Origin of the sequence: Streptomyces sp. NPDC088766 (genome assembly GCF_044750845.1) — a bacterium.
Taxonomy (GTDB): domain Bacteria; phylum Actinomycetota; class Actinomycetes; order Streptomycetales; family Streptomycetaceae; genus Streptomyces.
Map to the genome: position 1 here is coordinate 58,939 of NZ_JBIVKQ010000016.1, position 16,276 is coordinate 75,214.

15 protein-coding genes, 1 tRNA gene and 1 pseudogene are annotated in these 16,276 nt (G+C 72.0%); 3 read left to right on the forward strand and 14 right to left on the reverse strand.

Annotation, left to right across the window (positions count from 1 at the left end):
- Positions 1 to 232: 232 nt before the first annotated feature.
- The 4 genes from ACIP5W_RS22400 to ACIP5W_RS22415 form a co-directional block, all read right to left on the reverse strand.
- On the reverse strand, positions 233 to 433 hold the full coding sequence (locus ACIP5W_RS22400; protein WP_401476230.1) for a hypothetical protein: 201 nt from the start codon (positions 431 to 433) through the stop codon (positions 233 to 235).
- 90 nt (positions 434 to 523) lie between these two features.
- Positions 524 to 1,408 carry an SDR family oxidoreductase gene (locus tag ACIP5W_RS22405; protein WP_401476233.1) on the reverse strand — a complete coding sequence of 295 codons (885 nt, stop codon included), beginning with the start codon at positions 1,406 to 1,408 and terminating at the stop codon, positions 524 to 526.
- Positions 1,405 to 2,316 (reverse strand): alpha/beta fold hydrolase, encoded by a 912-nt coding sequence (locus ACIP5W_RS22410; RefSeq protein WP_401476236.1) that lies wholly within the window; start codon positions 2,314 to 2,316, stop codon positions 1,405 to 1,407. Before ACIP5W_RS22410 ends, ACIP5W_RS22405 begins: the two co-directional genes overlap by 4 nt.
- On the reverse strand, positions 2,313 to 3,866 hold the full coding sequence (locus ACIP5W_RS22415) for a flavin-containing monooxygenase (RefSeq protein WP_401476238.1): 1,554 nt from the start codon (positions 3,864 to 3,866) through the stop codon (positions 2,313 to 2,315). Before ACIP5W_RS22415 ends, ACIP5W_RS22410 begins: the two co-directional genes overlap by 4 nt.
- A gap of 162 nt (positions 3,867 to 4,028) precedes the next feature.
- Between ACIP5W_RS22415 and ACIP5W_RS22420 the strand changes: the two genes are divergently transcribed.
- The gene (locus ACIP5W_RS22420) at positions 4,029 to 4,670 is read left to right on the forward strand and encodes a MerR family transcriptional regulator (protein WP_401476241.1); all 642 of its coding nucleotides are present in this window, start codon (positions 4,029 to 4,031) and stop codon (positions 4,668 to 4,670) included.
- A 22-nt stretch (positions 4,671 to 4,692) separates the two neighbouring features.
- Here ACIP5W_RS22420 and ACIP5W_RS22425 read toward each other — a convergent pair whose 3' ends face one another.
- A complete protein-coding gene (locus ACIP5W_RS22425; protein WP_401476244.1) occupies positions 4,693 to 5,496 on the reverse strand; it encodes an exodeoxyribonuclease III in 804 nt (267 codons plus the stop codon).
- Positions 5,497 to 5,576: 80 nt separating this feature from the next.
- Between ACIP5W_RS22425 and ACIP5W_RS22430 the strand changes: the two genes are divergently transcribed.
- A complete protein-coding gene (locus ACIP5W_RS22430; protein WP_401476533.1) occupies positions 5,577 to 6,059 on the forward strand; it encodes a GNAT family N-acetyltransferase in 483 nt (160 codons plus the stop codon).
- On the opposite strand, the pseudogene ACIP5W_RS22435 reads toward ACIP5W_RS22430, so the two are convergent.
- The 8 genes and pseudogenes from ACIP5W_RS22435 to galU all read right to left on the reverse strand — a co-directional run.
- A pseudogene (locus ACIP5W_RS22435) lies at positions 6,049 to 6,419 on the reverse strand (DNA-binding response regulator); the annotation flags it as partial. The gene ACIP5W_RS22430 and the pseudogene ACIP5W_RS22435 sit on opposite strands and share 11 nt — an antisense overlap.
- A gap of 303 nt (positions 6,420 to 6,722) precedes the next feature.
- Positions 6,723 to 6,796, reverse strand: a tRNA-Ala gene (locus ACIP5W_RS22440).
- A 114-nt stretch (positions 6,797 to 6,910) separates the two neighbouring features.
- A complete protein-coding gene (gene glpR / locus ACIP5W_RS22445) occupies positions 6,911 to 8,260 on the reverse strand; it encodes a gephyrin-like molybdotransferase receptor GlpR (RefSeq protein WP_401476247.1) in 1,350 nt (449 codons plus the stop codon).
- 171 nt (positions 8,261 to 8,431) lie between these two features.
- Entirely contained in the window at positions 8,432 to 9,100 is a 669-nt protein-coding gene (locus ACIP5W_RS22450) for a GNAT family N-acetyltransferase (RefSeq protein ID WP_401476536.1), read from the reverse strand.
- Positions 9,097 to 9,612, reverse strand: a complete 516-nt coding sequence (locus tag ACIP5W_RS22455; RefSeq protein ID WP_401476250.1) for a molybdenum cofactor biosynthesis protein B — start codon at positions 9,610 to 9,612, stop codon at positions 9,097 to 9,099. Before ACIP5W_RS22455 ends, ACIP5W_RS22450 begins: the two co-directional genes overlap by 4 nt.
- Positions 9,609 to 10,121, reverse strand: coding sequence for a cyclic pyranopterin monophosphate synthase MoaC (gene moaC, locus ACIP5W_RS22460; RefSeq protein WP_363086626.1), 513 nt, complete (start codon positions 10,119 to 10,121; stop codon positions 9,609 to 9,611). Before moaC ends, ACIP5W_RS22455 begins: the two co-directional genes overlap by 4 nt.
- A gap of 120 nt (positions 10,122 to 10,241) precedes the next feature.
- On the reverse strand, positions 10,242 to 11,564 hold the full coding sequence (glp, locus tag ACIP5W_RS22465) for a gephyrin-like molybdotransferase Glp (RefSeq protein WP_401476254.1): 1,323 nt from the start codon (positions 11,562 to 11,564) through the stop codon (positions 10,242 to 10,244).
- Entirely contained in the window at positions 11,561 to 12,472 is a 912-nt protein-coding gene (gene galU / locus ACIP5W_RS22470) for a UTP--glucose-1-phosphate uridylyltransferase GalU (protein WP_398096248.1), read from the reverse strand. Before galU ends, glp begins: the two co-directional genes overlap by 4 nt.
- Before the next feature lie 93 nt (positions 12,473 to 12,565).
- On the opposite strand from galU, the gene ACIP5W_RS22475 reads away from it, so the two are divergent.
- The gene (locus tag ACIP5W_RS22475; protein WP_401476257.1) at positions 12,566 to 13,183 is read left to right on the forward strand and encodes a 5-formyltetrahydrofolate cyclo-ligase; all 618 of its coding nucleotides are present in this window, start codon (positions 12,566 to 12,568) and stop codon (positions 13,181 to 13,183) included.
- 60 nt (positions 13,184 to 13,243) lie between these two features.
- Here the strand turns inward: ACIP5W_RS22475 and ACIP5W_RS22480 are convergent, their stop codons facing one another.
- Positions 13,244 to 16,096: a penicillin acylase family protein gene (locus tag ACIP5W_RS22480; RefSeq protein WP_401476260.1), complete on the reverse strand. Its 2,853-nt coding sequence runs from the start codon at positions 16,094 to 16,096 to the stop codon at positions 13,244 to 13,246.
- Positions 16,097 to 16,276: the final 180 nt, after the last annotated feature.

Genomic DNA, 16,276 nt, shown 5'->3' on the forward strand with positions numbered 1-16,276 from the left:
CGGAGCCGCACATCGGCGCAGTCCCGCGCCCCCGGGCGGGATGCCCTGCCACGTGTCCGCATGGTTGCCGCACCCTCTTGTGCCGACGGCGACCGCAACTCCCCTAGGGGCGCGGGGAACCGCGCGACCGGCCACCCACCCGGCCGCCCCGACGACGCACCGCATCTCCACGAACGCGGGGTGCCCCCCTTGACGGAGGGCACCCCTTTACGCTCAAGCCCGGCGGCCGGCGTTACCGCATGGCCTCGGGGTCGAAGTCCGCGTCGTAGCGGTCCTCCTCGTCCCGGACCGTGCGCTGCGGGTCCTGCTCGCGCTCGCGCTCACCACGCTGGCGGCCGCGCTCCGTGGCCCGTTCCTTCGTCTCGTCCATCTTCTGCTTGGCCTTGTCCTGCCACTGCTCGGCCTGGTCCTGGAACTTGTCCTTCATACCCATGTGGGTTCACTCCCGGATGAGGGTGAGGGGGATCGGCCCTTGGTCGGGCCTCGACCAGATTCACACGGCAGGACATTCCGCGCATTTCGATCAACTACGCTGCGTAGCGCGGGCTTGTTCGTCGGCCGCGCCCCCCGCTCCGACCAGGCCCGTCCGCATGCCCCGCAGCCGGGGTTCGAACCGTCTCATCTCCCGCTGCCCGACCGTCCCGACGATCCCCGGCAGATATCCGCGGATCCCCTGCATCCCGCGCAGCCACCACTGTCCGTACACGTGCGGGGAACGCCGCTCGATCCCGGCGACGATCCGGTCCACGGCCGGTCCGAGCGGGTACGTCTTGTTCGACGGCCAGGGCAGCCGCTGCCGCAACTCCCGCATCACGTCCTCCTGATCGGCGCCGCGCACCATGTCGGTGTCGGTCCAGGACAGGTAACCGACGCCCACCCGCACGCCCTTGTGGCCGACCTCGGCGCGCAGGCAGTGCGCGTACGCCTCCACACCCGACTTGGAGGCGCAGTACGCCGTCATCATCGGGGCCGGGGTGATCGCCGCGAGGGAGGCGATCTGCAGGAGGTAGCCGCGGCTCTCCGTCAGCACCGGCAGGAAGGCGCGGGCGGTGACCGCCGAGCCGATGAGGTTGACCTCGACGACCCGGCGCCAGGCCTCCGGGTCGGAGTCGGCGAACGGGCCGCCGGCGGCCACCCCCGCGTTGGCGACCACGATGTCCACCTTGCCGAAGCGCGCCTTCACCTCCTGGGCGACGCGGGCCATCGCCACGTGGTCGGTGACGTCGGCGTACCAGTGGTCGGCGTCGCCGTGCAGCCGCTCCGCGACCGCCTTGAGCGCGTCGGGCTCCAGGCCGACCAGCGCGACGCTCGCCCCGCGCGCCGAGAGCTTGCGCGCGAGCAGCTCGCCGACGCCCCGTGCCGCGCCGGTGACGACCGCGACCTGTCCTTCGAGACTCACCTTGCTCATGCGCCCTCCTTCGTGGCTGTGTGGGTGGTGACGAGGTCCCGGATCGTGCCGGTGACCGGCTCCGGTGCCTCCACCGGCGTCATGTGACCGAGTCCGGGCAGCACCGTCAGGCCGGCGCAGACCGGCAGCGCCTCGGCGAGCCGGCGGGCGTGCACCGGCGGGGTCATCCGGTCCGCCGACCCCACGATCACCGCCGTCGGCACCCGCAACTCCCTTACGGCGTGGTCGAGATCGAGCAGGTCGAGGACGTTCGACCAGGCATGCCGGACCCGGCGCGGGCAGGCGTGCACGATCCGCGCGCAGGCCTCCACCATGTGCGGGGCCGAACCGGCGCCCATCGTGGCGTACTTGAGGATCCGGCGGGCGAGGGGCGTGACCGGGCCGAGGGGGGCCCGCGAGCCGAGGACGTGCCCGGTCAGCCAGGTCCGCAGCCGGCCCGGCCGCATCGGTAGGACGGTGGACTCCGCGACCAGCCGCGAACTGCCCGTGCTGCACAGCAGGACGGCCGCCGCGTGCTCGCGGAACGCGGGCCGGGCGGAGGCGGCCATGATGGTCATGCCGCCCATGGAGTGCCCGGCGACCACGGCCTTCTCGCCCGGCGCGAGGGTCGCGCCGAGCACGGCCTCCAGATCGTCGGCGAGCATGTCCACGCTGCACACCGGGCTCGCCGGGGAACGGCCGTGACCGCGCTGGTCGTAGGCGATCACCCGGTGGTCGGCGGACAGGGCGCGGATCTGCGCCGCCCAGAACGCGGTCGAGCAGGTCCAGCCGTGCGCGAGGACGACCGCCGGGGCGGAGTCCGGGCCGTGCACCTCGACGTGCAGCTCGGTGCCGTCGGCGGACCGCGCGGTCAGGACACGGGCCGGGGCGGGCGGGGCGTACGGGCCGAGGGCGACGGTGGCCGTCACGCGGTCACCCCCGGCCGCTCGCCGCGGTCCGCCGCGTCCGGGGTGGCCGGGACAGTCGTGGCGGCCGTCTCCCGGGCGGCCGGGGCGCGCAGGATCTCGTACTCGGCGAGGTCCACCCGCCAGGTCGCGCGGCGGAACTCGCCCGTGGTGCCCGGCCAGATGGTGGTGTTGCGGCCGTTCGCATCGAGGTACCAGCTGGTGCAGCCACCGGTGTTCCACACCGTGCGCGTCATACGGTCCTGCACCCGCCGGTTCCAGGCGTGCACGGCGCTCGGGCGCGCGTCGAGGGCGGCCCGGCCGCCCAGGACGTCGAGCTGGCGGAGGTAGTCCGCCATGTAGTTCAGCTGGGACTCGATCATGAGGATCATGGAGGAGTTCCCGAGGCCGGTGTTGGGGCCGATGATCGTCATCCAGTTGGGGAACCCGGCCGCCGAGGCGCCGCGCAGGGCCTCCATGCCGCCCTTCCAGCTCTCCGCGAGGGTCCGCCCGTCGGCGCCGACGACCCGCTCGGCGATCGGCATGTCCGTGACGCGGAAACCGGTGCCGAAGACGATCGCGTCGGCCTCGGCCTCGCTGCCGTCGGCGGCGACGAGGGTGTTCCCGCGGATCTCGCGCAGCCCGCTCGCCACCACGTCCACGTTGGGGCGGGTGAGCGCCGGGTAGTACTCGCTGGACAGCAGGATCCGCTTGCAGCCGATGCGGTAGTCCGGGGTGAGCTTGGCACGCAGGGCCGGGTCCTCGACCGCGCGGGCCATGTTCCGCTTGGCCAGCCGCTCGACGAAGCCGAGTTCGTCCGGGCGCTTGGTGAAGGCCTGCACCTGGAGTTCACGGATGCCCCACAGGAGCCCGCGGCGGGCCTGCGTGGTGAACGGCAACTGCTTGTGCAGCCAGCGCTCGGCGCCGCTGATCGCCCGGTCCATGCGGGGCATCACCCACGGCGGGGTGCGCTGGAAGAGGGTGAGGCGGCCGACCTTCGGCTGGATCGCGGGCACGATCTGGATGGCCGAGGCACCCGTGCCGACCATGGCGACGCGCTTGCCGGTGAGGTCGTAGTCGTGGTCCCAGCGGGCGGAGTGGAAGACCTTGCCGGGGAAGGAGTCCAGGCCCGGGATCTCGGGGATCCTCGGGTCGGACAGCGGCCCGGTCGCGGAGACGACGACGTCGGCCGAGAGCCGCCCCGCGGCGGTCTCGATGTCCCACCGCAGCCGCTCCGGGTCCCACGCCATCCGCTCGACCTCGGCGTCGAAGCGGATGTGGGGGCGCAGCCGGAAGACGTCGGCGACGTGCTCCAGGTAGGCACGGATGTGTTCCTGCCCGGAGAAGGTGCGCGGCCAGTCGGGGTTGGGCGCGAAGGAGAAGGAGTACAGGTGGGACGGCACGTCACAGGCGCATCCCGGGTAGCTGTTGTCCCGCCAGGTGCCGCCGACGCTGCTCGCCCGTTCCAGGACGACGAAGTCGGTGATCCCCTCCCGGCGCAGCCGCACCGCGGCCCCCAGTCCGCCGAACCCGGACCCGATCACCGCCACCCGCACATGTTCGTGCTCGGCCATCCCGATGCCTCCCTGCCTCGCGACACTGCGACAACTCTGCGCACCCGTGACGATGCGAACCTGCCAGTGAACACTGGCACAATCGGAGCGTAGAGCAGCTCCGTACCGATGGGTAGGGGGCGGAGGAAGCAAGTTACCGGCGGTACGACATAGGCTTCCCGGGTGACGGACAAGCGGGAGTACAGGACGGAGGAGCTGGCCAGGGAGGCCGGCATCACGGTGCGCACCCTGCGCTTCTACCGCGAGCGCAAACTGCTCGCGCCACCCCGGCGCGAGGGCCGCATCGCCTGGTACGACGACCACCATCTGGCCCGCCTGCGCACCATCGCGGCCCTGCTGGAACGCGGCCACACCCTGACCGGCATCGCCGAACTCGCCGACGCCCTCGACCACGGCCGCGGCGTCGCCGACCTGCTCGGCGTCGGCGGCCCCACCGAGGAGGAACCGGTCCGCCTCACCCCCGAGGAACTCGCCGCCCGGTTCGAGGGCCAGGTCACCACGGAGAACCTCGCCGCCGCCCTCGACCTCGGCTATCTGGGCACCGACGGCGACGAGATCGTCCACATCAGCCGCCGCCTGCTGGACGTCTCCGCCGCCCTGGTCCGCGAGGGCATCCCCCTCGCCGAGGTCCTCGCCGCGGGCGCCCGCGTCCGCGACCACGCCGAAGCCCTCGCGGAACTCTTCACCGACCTGATCCTCCGCCACGCGGACGAACAGGCCCTGCCCCGCCTGCGCCCGCTGGCGCGCAGCGTGGTCGAGGCGGAACTGTCCCTGGCGCTGGACCGGCGGCTGCGGCGGCCGTAGGCCCGCACCGCCGGGGCGGCCGTCAGAGGTCGTAGACCACCGTCACCGGCGCGTGGTCCGACCACCGCTCGCCGTGCGTGGCCGCCCGCTCCACCAGGCCCTTCACGGCCTTGGCCGCGAGGCCGGGGGTCGACACCTGAAGATCGATCCTCCATCCCGCGTCGCCGTCGAAGGCCCGCCCCCGGTACGACCACCACGTGTACGGGCCGGCCACGTCCGGGTGCAGGGCGCGGACCACGTCGACGTAGCCGCCGTCCGCCGGGGTGAGGACCCGGGTCAGCCAGTCCCGTTCCTCGGGGAGGAAGCCGGATTTCCTGGTGTTGGAGCGCCAGTTCTTCAGGTCGGCCTGCTGGTGGGCGATGTTCCAGTCACCGCAGACCAGGACCTCGCGGCCGTCGGCGGCGGCGCGTTCGCGCAGGTCCTTGAGGTAGGGCAGGAACTCGCCGAGGAAGCGGAACTTCTCGTCCTGGCGGTCGGTGCCGACCTCGCCGGACGGGAGGTAGAGGGAGGCGACCGTCACACCCGGCAGGTCGGCCTCGACGTAGCGGCCGGCCGTGTCGAACTCGGTGGAGCCGAAGCCGACGCGGACGGCGTCCGGCTCCCGGCGGGTGCAGAGGGAGACGCCCGCGCGGCCCTTGGCGGCGGCGGGCGCGTGGGTGACGTGCCAGCCCTCGGGGGCGCGGACCGCCTCGGGCAGCTGCTGCGGTTCGGCGCGCACCTCCTGGAGGCACAGCACGTCGGCGGAGGTGTCGGCGAGCCACTCCACGAAACCCTTCTTCGCGGCGGCCCGCAGCCCATTCACGTTCACGGAGGTCACGGTCAGCACCCCGGCACGATACCGGCACACTGGACGAGGTCCGTTTCCCTTACCGCCGACTATCGATGCATGGATGTACCTTGAGCAGCATGATTATACGCCGCGTCGCCTTCGACCACCCGGACGCCGTCAAGCTCAACGACGAGGTCCAGGCCGAGTACCACGAACGCTACGGCGACGGCGGTGACGCCACGGTGCTGGCGCCCGCCGACTTCGACCCGCCGCGCGGCGTGTACCTCATCGCCTACGACGAGCTGGACCGGCCGGTCGCCACGGGCGGCTGGCGCAGCCAGGACGAGAACGGCGAGGGGAACCGGGACGGGGACGCCGAGCTGAAGCGGATGTTCGTGGTCAGGCAGGCGCGGGGGCGCGGGCTGGCCCGCCGGATCCTCGCCGAACTGGAGGAGGACGCCCGCGCGGCCGGCCGGCTCCGCATGGTGCTGGAGACCGGCACCCAGCAGCCGGAGGCCATCGCGCTGTACACCTCCAGCGGCTACGAGCCGTGCGCCAAGTTCGGCTACTACCGCTTCCACGAGGCCAGCCGCTGCTACGCCAAGCCGCTCAGCTCCTGAGGTGGGCCGGGACCGCCGGCACCCTGCGGTGGGTGCGTCCGCCGGCGGCAGGTCCAGCTCGGTGAGGATGCTGCCGACGTGCTTGCCGACGGCCGCCTCGGAGACGACCGGCGTCCTCGCGATCGCACCGTCGGCCCCGCCCTCCGCGACCGGCGCCAGGACCTCCCGTCCGCGCGGGGTGAGCCGGGCCGGCGGGGCGCGGCGGCGGTGCAGCAACTGTCGTACCACCTCGGGGTCGACGGCCGTGCCGCCCGAGGCGGCGTCCGTGAGCGCGTCGACGAACTGCTCGACCTGACCGACGCGGTCCTTGAGGAGGTGGCCGACTCCGGTGCCGTCGCCGGAGTCGAGGAGTTCAACGGCACGTCGGAAACGAGCTGTTGGGTGGTCCAGTGGCCGCCGGGACCCCGGACGCGGCGCTCGTGGACGAAGCCTTCTTCCTTCAACTGGCGCTTGGCGCGGGTGAAGGCGGGCGCGCCGATGCCGGCGCGTTTTCCTCGGCGGGACGACCCGCCGGCCGACCCGCCCGCCCCGGCACGGCTGACGCCCGCACCCGGCGGAGCCCCCGCCGGCCTCACCGGCAGGTGCTCCGCGTCAGCTCCCGTGCCACACCGGCACATGGCAGAAGGCCCGCTCCTGATATCAGGAACGGGCCTTCATGATGCGTGGACCTGTGGGGATTTGAACCCCAGACCCCCTCGATGCGAACGAGGTGCGCTACCGGACTGCGCCACAGGCCCTTGCAACGAGTGAAACTCTAGCATCCCCGCCGGGGTGCTCGGAAATCCGCTCCCCGGGCCCCCGACCACCGCGGATACGGCGTCGCCCACGCGTGGCCGGACCCGCGTCACCGCTCACTCGTTGGCGGCCCGCGGCCGCTCGCCGTCCTCGTACTGGTCGAACAGCGGCGTGCGGCCCCGCTCGCGCGAGCGCCGGGCCGACGCGGCGCGGCGCGCGTCGCTGCGCTCGCCGTCCTCGGCCCGTTCCGCGTCCCCGTCCGGCACGTCCTGCGCGCCGTCCGCGCCGTCCGCGGCGTCCCGGTCGGGTGTCTCGTCGGCCGCCTCGTGCTCGGGCGCGACGGCACTGGACCGGGCCGAGCTCCAGGTGTCCGGCGCCCCGAGGTCCACGTCGGAGGTGGCCCGCGGCGCAACCGGCGCGGTCACGTACGTCGGCAGCGGCACCGGCACCGGGTCCCAGCTGTCGCCGTGGCCCGGCCGCCGCTGGCGTTCGCGCTGCTGGTCGACCCACTCGGCGTGGTCGGTCTGCTCGACGAGCGCCCTGCGGTCCGCGGCGAGCGCCACCAGGCCCGGGTCGGTCTCGGTCTCGGCCTCGGGGCCCTCGTGCGGCTCCTCTGCGCCGGCGTCGAGGCCGGGGTCGACGGAGGCGGAGCCGTGCGCGGCCGAGGTGGACGCCCGCCGGCGCGGCTGCCGCTCCCGCAGCCGCTGGGCGGCGGCCTCGGCCTGCCTGCGGTCCATCTGGTACGCGAACCGACGGCGCTCCTGGGAGCGCAGGTAGGCGATGTATCCGCTGAGCAGGACGGCGGGCACGCCGGGCGCCCACAGGAACGCGAGTCCGCCGACGGCGGCGACGATCGCGCCGAGGGTGAAGGCCAGGAAGAGGACGACGGTGGTGCGCCTGCGGCGCGCGAGGACCTTCGAGCGCCGGGCGCGCGCCGCGGCCGCCTGCGCCTGCGCGGATTCGGCGGCGGGGGCCGCCGGCGCGGAGGGCGCGCGCCGCGTCTCGGGCACGCGCGGGTGCGCCGGCGCGGTGCCGGATTCCTGCACGGGTCCGGCCGCCTGCTCACGGGCCGCCCTGGCGGAGTGCTCGCGGGCTTCCCGGACTTCGCGGGCCGCCTGGGCGGCGACCTGCTCGCGGGTCGGCTCCGGGCGGGCCTGCTCGCGTTCCTGGACCGTCGCCGCGACCTGGGGCCGGTCCGGGGGCATGGCGAAGGCCCGGACGTCCACCGAGTCGGTGGGGATGTCCGGCGCGTCGGCGTCGGGCTCCTCCTCGGCGGAGCGCGCCCGCAGGTCCTTGGCGTACCGGCGCTCCATGCCCGCCCGTCCGGACAGAAGCCGGATGGCGGTGCTGAAGCGTTCGGTCGGACGGGCCTCGTTCAGCTCGTCCTGCCTACGGAGCCACATCGGCACCAAGTAGGCGGCCCAGGCCCCGACGATGACTGCGTAGATCAGGCCGCTGCTGCTCACGCCTCACACGGTAGAGGGATTCGCGTGAGGCCATCCGCCAATTGAGCCGGTGTGTCGCACGATCTGGCTGATATTTCGAGCTTTTTTTGTGACCGATCCGATCAGCAGGCCACCGGAGCGGTGAATTCAATGCCTCGGACGGTCACCGGACGACCATTTTCGAACATTTATTCAATTTCCGGGGTTCGCGGGATTGCTGCGGGTGTTCTGCGGGTCACGGGGCGCACTTCGCGGACGATTGCGCCGCCAGCGGCTCAGCAGGCCATCGGGCACCTCCTCGGCCGTGAGCGCGAACACGAGATGGTCGCGCCAGGCCCCGTCGATGTGGAGATAACGCGGCCGCAGCCCCTCCTCACGGAATCCGAGTTTCTCCACGACCCGGCGGCTGGGCCGGTTCTCGGGCCGAATGCAGACCTCGATGCGGTGCAGCCCGACGCTGCGGAAACAGTGGTCCACGGCCATCGCCACGGCCGTCGGCATCACCCCCCGGCCGGCCACCGACTCGTCCACCCAGTAGCCGACGTGCCCCGAGCACATCGACCCCCAGGTGATCCCGGCGACCGTCAACTGCCCGACCAGCCGACCCTGGTACTCGATGACGAACGGCAGCATCCGGCCCGCGTTCGCCTCGGACCGCAGATGGCGGACCATCTGCCGGTAGGTCGGCCGGTGCGTGACCGGCCCGCTCGGCGCGGGCGGCGGGATGGTCGCCTCCCAGGGACGCAGCCAGTCCCGGTTGCGCCGGTTGACCTCGCGCCAGGCCCGCTGGTCGCGCAGCTTTATCGGCCGCAGGACGATATCGCCCTCCGTCAGTTCGACGGGCCAGGACGGACTGTTCAGCTCGCACCCCCAGGGCCGGCGCCGGGTCCGGGGTGGTCACCGCCGCGGAGCTGGTCCACGGCGTGGACCAGCAGGGGCTCCAGGACGGCCAGCCCGTCCCTGACCCCGCCGGTGGAACCCGGCAGATTGATGATCAGCGTGCGCTGCGCCACGCCGGCCAGGCCCCGCGACAGCGCCGCGGTGGGCACCTTCTGACGGCCGTACGCCCTGATGGCCTCCGCGATGCCCGGCACCTCGTGGTCGATCACCGCGCGGGTCGCCTCGGGGGTGCGGTCGGTGGGCGAGATGCCGGTGCCCCCGGTGGTGACGACCACGTCGTACCCGGCCGCCACGGCCGCACGCAGGGCGGCTTCCACCGGGTCTCCGTCGGGTACGACCCGCGGCCCGTCGACGGCGAACCCGAAGCCCGTGAGGCCGTCGGCGATCAGCGGGCCGCCCCGGTCCTCGTAGACACCGGCCGAGGCGCGGTTGGAGGCCGTCACGACCAGCGCGCGGTACGGCGCGGCGCTCACGGCCGGCTCCAGTCGCCCGACTTGCCGCCCGTCTTCTCCTCGACCCGCACGTCCGTGATGACCGCTCCCTTGTCGACCGCCTTCACCATGTCGATCACGGTGAGCGCGGCGACGGAGACCGCGGTGAGGGCCTCCATCTCGACACCCGTACGGTCCGTGGTCCGCACCGTGGCGGTGATCTCGACGGCGTCGTCCGCGACCGACAGGTCCAGTTTCACACCGGAGACGGCCAGGGGGTGGCACAGGGGGATGAGGTCGGGCGTGCGCTTGGCGCCCATGATGCCCGCGATCCGGGCGGTGGCCAGCGCGTCCCCCTTGGGCACCCCTTCGCCGCGCAGCAGCTCGACCACGCGGGGCGAGACGACGACGCGCCCGCTGGCCCGCGCCGTCCGTGCCGTCACGTCCTTGCCGGACACGTCGACCATGCGGGCGGCGCCCGCCTCGTCGATGTGCGTCAGTCGGTCCTGCACAGGGGGTCCGGGGGTCTTCCCCCGGGAAGGCACAGTCATGGTGGTGTGGCGCTCCCGGTCCGGGCGTGTTGTGCGCGACACGGTACCCCCATGCGGGGGCCCGCAGCGGACCAGGACCGGCCCTCGGACCCGCACCCGCGGGTGCGGGTGGGGGTGCGCTCAGCCGAGCAGGACGACCTCGACCTCGGTCCCCGGCTCGACGGACTCCACGTCCTCGGGGACGACGATGAGCGAGTCGGCGTGCGCGAGGGCCGCGACCAGGTGCGAGCCGGCACCGCCCACCGGGCGCACGGTGCCCCCGGCGCAGGTCGCGCGCAGGTACTGCCTGCGCCCCTTCGGCGAGGACAGCGCCCGGTCCGCGGCGAGCTTCGCGCGGGTGGTGGGCCGGTGGACGTCCGCGAGTCCCATGAGGGTGCGGATCACGGGCCGCACGAACAGCTCGAAGGAGACGTACGACGACACCGGGTTGCCGGGCAGGGCCAGCAGCGGGGTGTGGTCGGGACCGATGGAGCCGAAGCCCTGGGGTTTGCCGGGCTGCATGGCGAGCTTGCGGAAGTCGATGCCGCTGCCCGCCTCGTCCTCGTCCCCGACGTGCGACAGGGCCTCCTTGACGACGTCGTACGCCCCGACGCTCACGCCGCCGGTGGTGACCACCAGGTCGGCGCGGACCAGCTGGTCCTCGATGGTGGACCGGAGGGTCTCGGCGTCGTCGGCGACCGCGCCCACCCGGTAGGCGATGGCGCCGGCGTCGCGGGCGGCGGCGGTGAGGGCGAAGCTGTTGGAGTCGTAGATCTGGCCGTCGCGCAGTTCCTCGCCGGGCTGCACGAGTTCGCTGCCCGTGGACAGGACGACCACGCGCGGGCGCGGGCGGACCCGGGCCGTGCCGCGTCCGACGGCGGCGAGCAGGGCGATCTGCGGCGGGCCGAGGACGGTGCCGGCCTCCAGTGCGCGGTCGCCGGCCTTCACGTCGCTGCCCCGGGCGCGCACGTGCGCGCGGGCCTCGGCGGAGCGGTACACGCGGACCTGCCCCGAGGCCTGTTCGGGGGCGAGGCTGCGGGCGCGCATCCCGTCGACGGGACCCTCGCCGAGGCCCCCGTCGGTCCACTCCACCGGGACGACGGCCTCGGCGCCGGGCGGCAGCGGGGCCCCGGTCATGATCCGGGCGGCCTGTCCCGGCCCGACGTGCAGGAGGTCGGCCTGGCCGGCGGCGACGTCCCCGACGACCTCCAGGACGGCCGGGTACTCCTCGCTCGCGCCGGCGACGTCCGCGACCCGTACCGCGTACCCGTCCATCGAGCTGTTGTCGAAGGGCGGCAGCGAGAGGGGCACCATGACGTCCTCGACCAGGACGCAGCCCTGGGCATCGGGCAGTTGCAGCTCGATGGGTTCCAGGGGGCGGACGGCGGCGAGGATGTCCTCCAGGTGCTCGTCCACCGACCACAGGCGGTCCTGTCCGGCGGTGCGGGGCGCGGCGGTGCTCAAGGCTGTTGCATCTCCTCGGTGACGTAACGGCGAAGCCAGGACCGGAAGTCCGGTCCCAGATCCTCACGTTCGCACGCGAGTCTGACAATGGCACGCAGATAGTCGCCGCGGTCGCCCGTGTCATAGCGGCGGCCCTTGAAGACGACGCCGTGCACCGGACCGCCGGCCTTCTCGTCCTGCGCGAGCTGCTGGAGGGCGTCGGTGAGCTGGATCTCGCCGCCGCGCCCGGGCTCGGTGCGGCGCAGTATGTCGAAGACGGCCGGGTCGAGGACGTAGCGTCCGATGATCGCGTAGTTCGACGGGGCGTCCGCCGGCTCCGGCTTCTCCACCAGGCCGGTCACCTTGACGACGTCGCCGTCCGTGGTGTCCTCCACGGCCGCGCAGCCGTAGAGGTGGATCTGTTCGGGAGCGACCTCCATGAGGGCGACGACGCTGCCGCCGTGCCGCTCGCGGACCTCGATCATTTGCTGGAGCAGCGGGTCGCGGGGGTCGATCAGGTCGTCGCCCAGGAGGACGGCGAAGGGCTCCTGCCCGACGTGCGGGGCCGCGCAGAGCACCGCGTGCCCGAGTCCCCTGGGGTCGCCCTGCCGCACGTAGTGCATGGTCGCCAGGTCGCTGGACTGCTGGACCTTGGCCAGACGGGCGGCGTCGCCCTTCTTCTGAAGTGCCGACTCCAGTTCGTAGTTGCGGTCGAAGTGGTCCTCGAGCGGGCGCTTGTTGCGCCCGGTGATCATGAGGACGTCGTCGAGACCGGCGGAGACGGCCTCCTCGACCACGTACTGGATCGCGGGCTTGTCCACGACCGGCAGCATCTCCTTGGGAGTGGCCTTGGTCGCCGGCAGGAACCGGGTGCCGAGGCCGGCTGCGGGGATGACAGCCTTGCTGATCCTGGGGTGCGACTGAGTCATGTCGGGAACCTTATCCGGTGGCTATGTGAGGTATCTGTAGCTCCGGTTAATTCATGATCATATGAGCGTATGGGAATCGCGCGGGAGCCACACATGAGCCACACCGAAGGCGGAGCAGAGTCTCACAAACGTATGTTGCGGCGAGAGTTCATCACGGTGAGGAACAGGTTGACGACGGACGACCTGCGGGAAACCGCCACCCTGCTCGCCGCGCGCGCCCTGGAACTCCCGGAGTTGGCCGCCGCGCGGACGGTCGCGGCGTACGTCTCCGTGGGCAGCGAGCCGGGCACGCTCGCGCTGCTGGACGCGCTGCTCACGCGGGGCGTGCGGGTCCTGCTCCCCGCGCTGCTGCCCGACAACGACCTCGACTGGGGCGCCTACACCGGCGAGGGCTCTCTCGCGCGCGTCCGACATGGCGGAAAGATGACCCTCTTCGAGCCCGTGGGCGAGCGGCTGGGACCCGACGCCGTGACGGACGCCGACGTGGTGCTGCTGCCGGGACTCGCCGTCGACGCGCGCGGCATGCGCCTCGGCCGCGGCGGCGGCTCGTACGACCGCGTGCTGGCGCGGCTGGGACGCGCGGGCGCGGATCCCTCCCTGGTGGTGCTGCTGTACGACAGCGAGGTCGTCGGGCACCTCCCGGAGGAGCCGCACGACCGGCCGGTCGACGCGGTGGTGACGCCGTCGGGCGTGCGGCGCCTCACCGGCTGACGGGCGAACGGGAAGGGCCCTCCACGCGCGCGTGGAGGGCCCTTCCCGCTGTTCACCGGTTCACGGCTTCAGCACGAGGGTGTCGACCGTGCTGTCGTCGACCGCCTTGTTCTTGAACGACCAGTCGAGCAGCTCGCCCTTGGCCCACTTGTCCGTCTGGTCGGTGTAGTGGGCGCTGAAGACGTGCCCGGAGGCGCCGGTGAGGTTGATCCACTTCGACTTGTCGAGGTCGTCGAGGTTGACCACCATCCGCATCGACGGCACCCACACGACGTCGTAGCCGCCCGCGGCGTTCCAGCCGGTCGCGTCGACCGCCGCCTCGCCGCCGCCGAGCTTCCACGGGCCGCGGTTGAGGAGGTACTGGAGGAAGCCGGGGCCGCTGGTGCCCAGGGTCTGGTTCTTCAGGAACAGGCGGTGCAGCCGGCCCCAGCTCCAGGAGTCGATGTCCTTGCCGAGCTTGGCGGTCAGCTCCCAGCGGGCGTCGATCATGGCGCGCTCGAACAGCGCGTCACGGTCCTTCTCGGCACCGGGGCGGGTGCCCGCCTCGGGCGTCGTCCACCAGTCGCTGTCCGGCTTCTCCATGAGGTTGCGCACGACCTCGAACCAGCGGTCGCCGCCGTCCGGCTGCGCCTGGTCGCCGTCGCGCTGCCCGCACTCGCGGACCTTGTCCTTGTCGTCGACCGGACCGGTGGTGTCGACCGGGTCGACCCACAGGCACTGGCCCTCGACCCGCAGTTCCTTGGGCAGCTTGTGGCCGAAGGCCAGCTTGAGGATGTTGCGCCACACCGCGTTGAAGTAGGCGGCCGCGGCGGAGTCGGCGTCCTGCGTGCGGTCCCAGCCCTGGAGCAGTTCCTGCGCCTCACGGACGTCCGGGTTGTCCAGGTTGATCTTCAGCAGCGTCGGCACCAGCATGTTCGCGATCTCGCTGGTGTTGTCCGTCTGCATCTGGCGCATGTCGTCGGTGGAGACCTTGCCGCCGCCCTTGATCTTCTGCTTGATCAGGTTGGTGATCCGCTGGCTGCGGGTGCCGTAGCCCCAGTCCGTGGTGAGCGTGTGGGGGTACTTCTCAGGGTCGACCACGGCCTGGTTGGCGGTGACGATGTAGCCGCGCTCCGGGTTGTACTCGTAGGGCAGCTCGTCGAAGTCCAGGTAGTCGCCCCACTTGTTCTTCGACTCCCAGCCCAGGGTCGGGACCGAGCCGTCGAGCCCCTCGGCGCGCGTGGGGATCTTTCCGGGCAGCTGGTAGCCGATGTTGTTCTTGGTGTCGGCGTAGACGAGGTTCTGCGAGGGCACGTCGAACTTCTCGGCCGCCTTGCGGAAGCCGTCCCAGTCGGCCGCCTTGTTCATGGCGAACACGGCGTCCATGGTGTTGCCCGGCTCCAGCGCCGTCCACTTCAGGGCGACCGCGTAGCCGTTCCCGCGGTCGGGGGCGTCGTCGTCGACGGTCGCCTTTTTGCCGACCTTGACCAGTTCGTCGCTGCGGTCGGACAGCAGGGGCATGTTGTCGGCGGTCTGCCGGACGACGATCTTCTTCGCGGTGCCGCCGGCGACCTTGATGGTCTCCTCGCGCGTGAGGAAGGGCTTGACCTTGCCGTCGTAGAGGTAGCCGTCACCGGACAGCTTCTCCAGGTAGAGGTCGGTGACGTCGACGCCGGAGTTGGTCATGCCCCAGGCGATGTCGGCGTTGTGGCCGATTATCACGCCGGGCATGCCCGCGAAGGTGTAGCCGGAGACGTCGTACCGGCACTTGTCGGAGACTTTGCGGCAGTGCAGGCCCATCTGGTACCAGACGGACGGCAGCGAGGCCGACAGGTGCGGGTCGTTGGCCAGCAGCGGCTTGCCGGTGATGGTGTGCTCGCCGCCGACGACCCAGGAGTTGGAGCCGATGCCGTTGCCGTTCACGCCGACCGCCGTGGGCAGGTCGTCCAGGACGTCGTAGAGGCCCGCGAGCTGGCTCTCCAGGGCCGAGCCGGACGTGCCGGAGGAGGTGCCGCCGGAGGAGGTGCCGGAGCCGGAGCCGGTACCGGTGCCGCCGGTCGTGCCGTCCGAGGAGGATCCGTCCGCGGAGGACCCGGAACCCCCCGGGTCACCGGAGCCGTCCGAGCCGCCGGAGCTACCGGAGCCGCCCTGCTCGAACGTCTCGGACAGCTCGTCGTACCGGCCCTCCTGCACGATCGGCTTGTTGCGGTCGTACGGGTACTGCGGGTACAGGTCGGCGATCTGCTGCGGGCCGAGGCGGCTGGTCAGCAGGGCGCGGTCGATCTCGTCCTGCATGTTGCCGCGCAGGTCCCAGGCCATCGCCTTCAGCCAGGAGACCGAGTCGACGGGCGTCCACTCGGCGGGCTTGTAGTCGTTGGTGAACCCGAGAGCCGCGTACTCCAGCGAGATGTCCTCGCCGTCCTTGCCCCGGAGGTAGGCGTTGACGCCCTTGGCGTACGCCTGGAGGTACTTCTTGGTGTCGGCCGACAGGACCTTGTCGTACTCCTGCTCGGCGATCCGGTCCCAGCCGAGGGTGCGCAGGAACTCGTCGTTGTCGACCTGGCTCTTGCCGAACATCTCCGACAGGCGGCCGGACGTCATGTGCCGGCGCACGTCCATCTCGTAGAACCGGTCCTGCGCCTGGACGAATCCCTGCGCCATGAACAGGTCCTCGTCGGAGGACGCGTAGATCTGCGGGATGCCGTAGCCGTCCCGCTTCACGTCCACCGGCCCGGACAGGCCGTCGAGCGTGATCGAACCCTTGGTCTGCGGGAAGGAGGCGCGGACGGTACTGATGGACCAGTAACCGCCGTACGCGACGCCTCCGATGAGGGCCAGAACCAGGAGGAGAACGATAAGTCGGGCTTTGCGCCCCTTCTTCCTGCCGGACTTGGCGGGCTTGTCACCCGTTGTGGCGGTGGTGTTGGGGGGCATCGCTGTCCTTGCTGTCCTAACGCGAGCGGCAGGTCGGGCCATGACTGTGAATGAGCGCTGGAGCAACCATAGGCGCAGGGGTCCGCGCCACTTGACGCGGAGTCGGCAACCAGCGCGCAAGGACGTTCGATCTCCCGACGGTGAGCGTCAAGAAATCGTCAAGAGTTAGGTAAGGTAATG

What these genes read in the sequence shown, in the direction of transcription:
- ACIP5W_RS22430 (WP_401476533.1), top strand. Translation starts at nt 5,577, where the DNA reads ATGATTATACGCCGCGTCGCCTTCGACCACCCGGACGCCGTCAAGCTC.
- ACIP5W_RS22480 (WP_401476260.1), bottom strand. Translation starts at nt 16,096, where the DNA reads ATGCCCCCCAACACCACCGCCACAACGGGTGACAAGCCCGCCAAGTCC.
- ACIP5W_RS22405 (WP_401476233.1), bottom strand. Translation starts at nt 1,408, where the DNA reads ATGAGCAAGGTGAGTCTCGAAGGACAGGTCGCGGTCGTCACCGGCGCG.
- ACIP5W_RS22475 (WP_401476257.1), top strand. Translation starts at nt 12,566, where the DNA reads ATGAGCCACACCGAAGGCGGAGCAGAGTCTCACAAACGTATGTTGCGG.
- moaC (WP_363086626.1), bottom strand. Translation starts at nt 10,121, where the DNA reads ATGACTGTGCCTTCCCGGGGGAAGACCCCCGGACCCCCTGTGCAGGAC.
- galU (WP_398096248.1), bottom strand. Translation starts at nt 12,472, where the DNA reads ATGACTCAGTCGCACCCCAGGATCAGCAAGGCTGTCATCCCCGCAGCC.
- ACIP5W_RS22415 (WP_401476238.1), bottom strand. Translation starts at nt 3,866, where the DNA reads ATGGCCGAGCACGAACATGTGCGGGTGGCGGTGATCGGGTCCGGGTTC.
- ACIP5W_RS22400 (WP_401476230.1), bottom strand. Translation starts at nt 433, where the DNA reads ATGGGTATGAAGGACAAGTTCCAGGACCAGGCCGAGCAGTGGCAGGAC.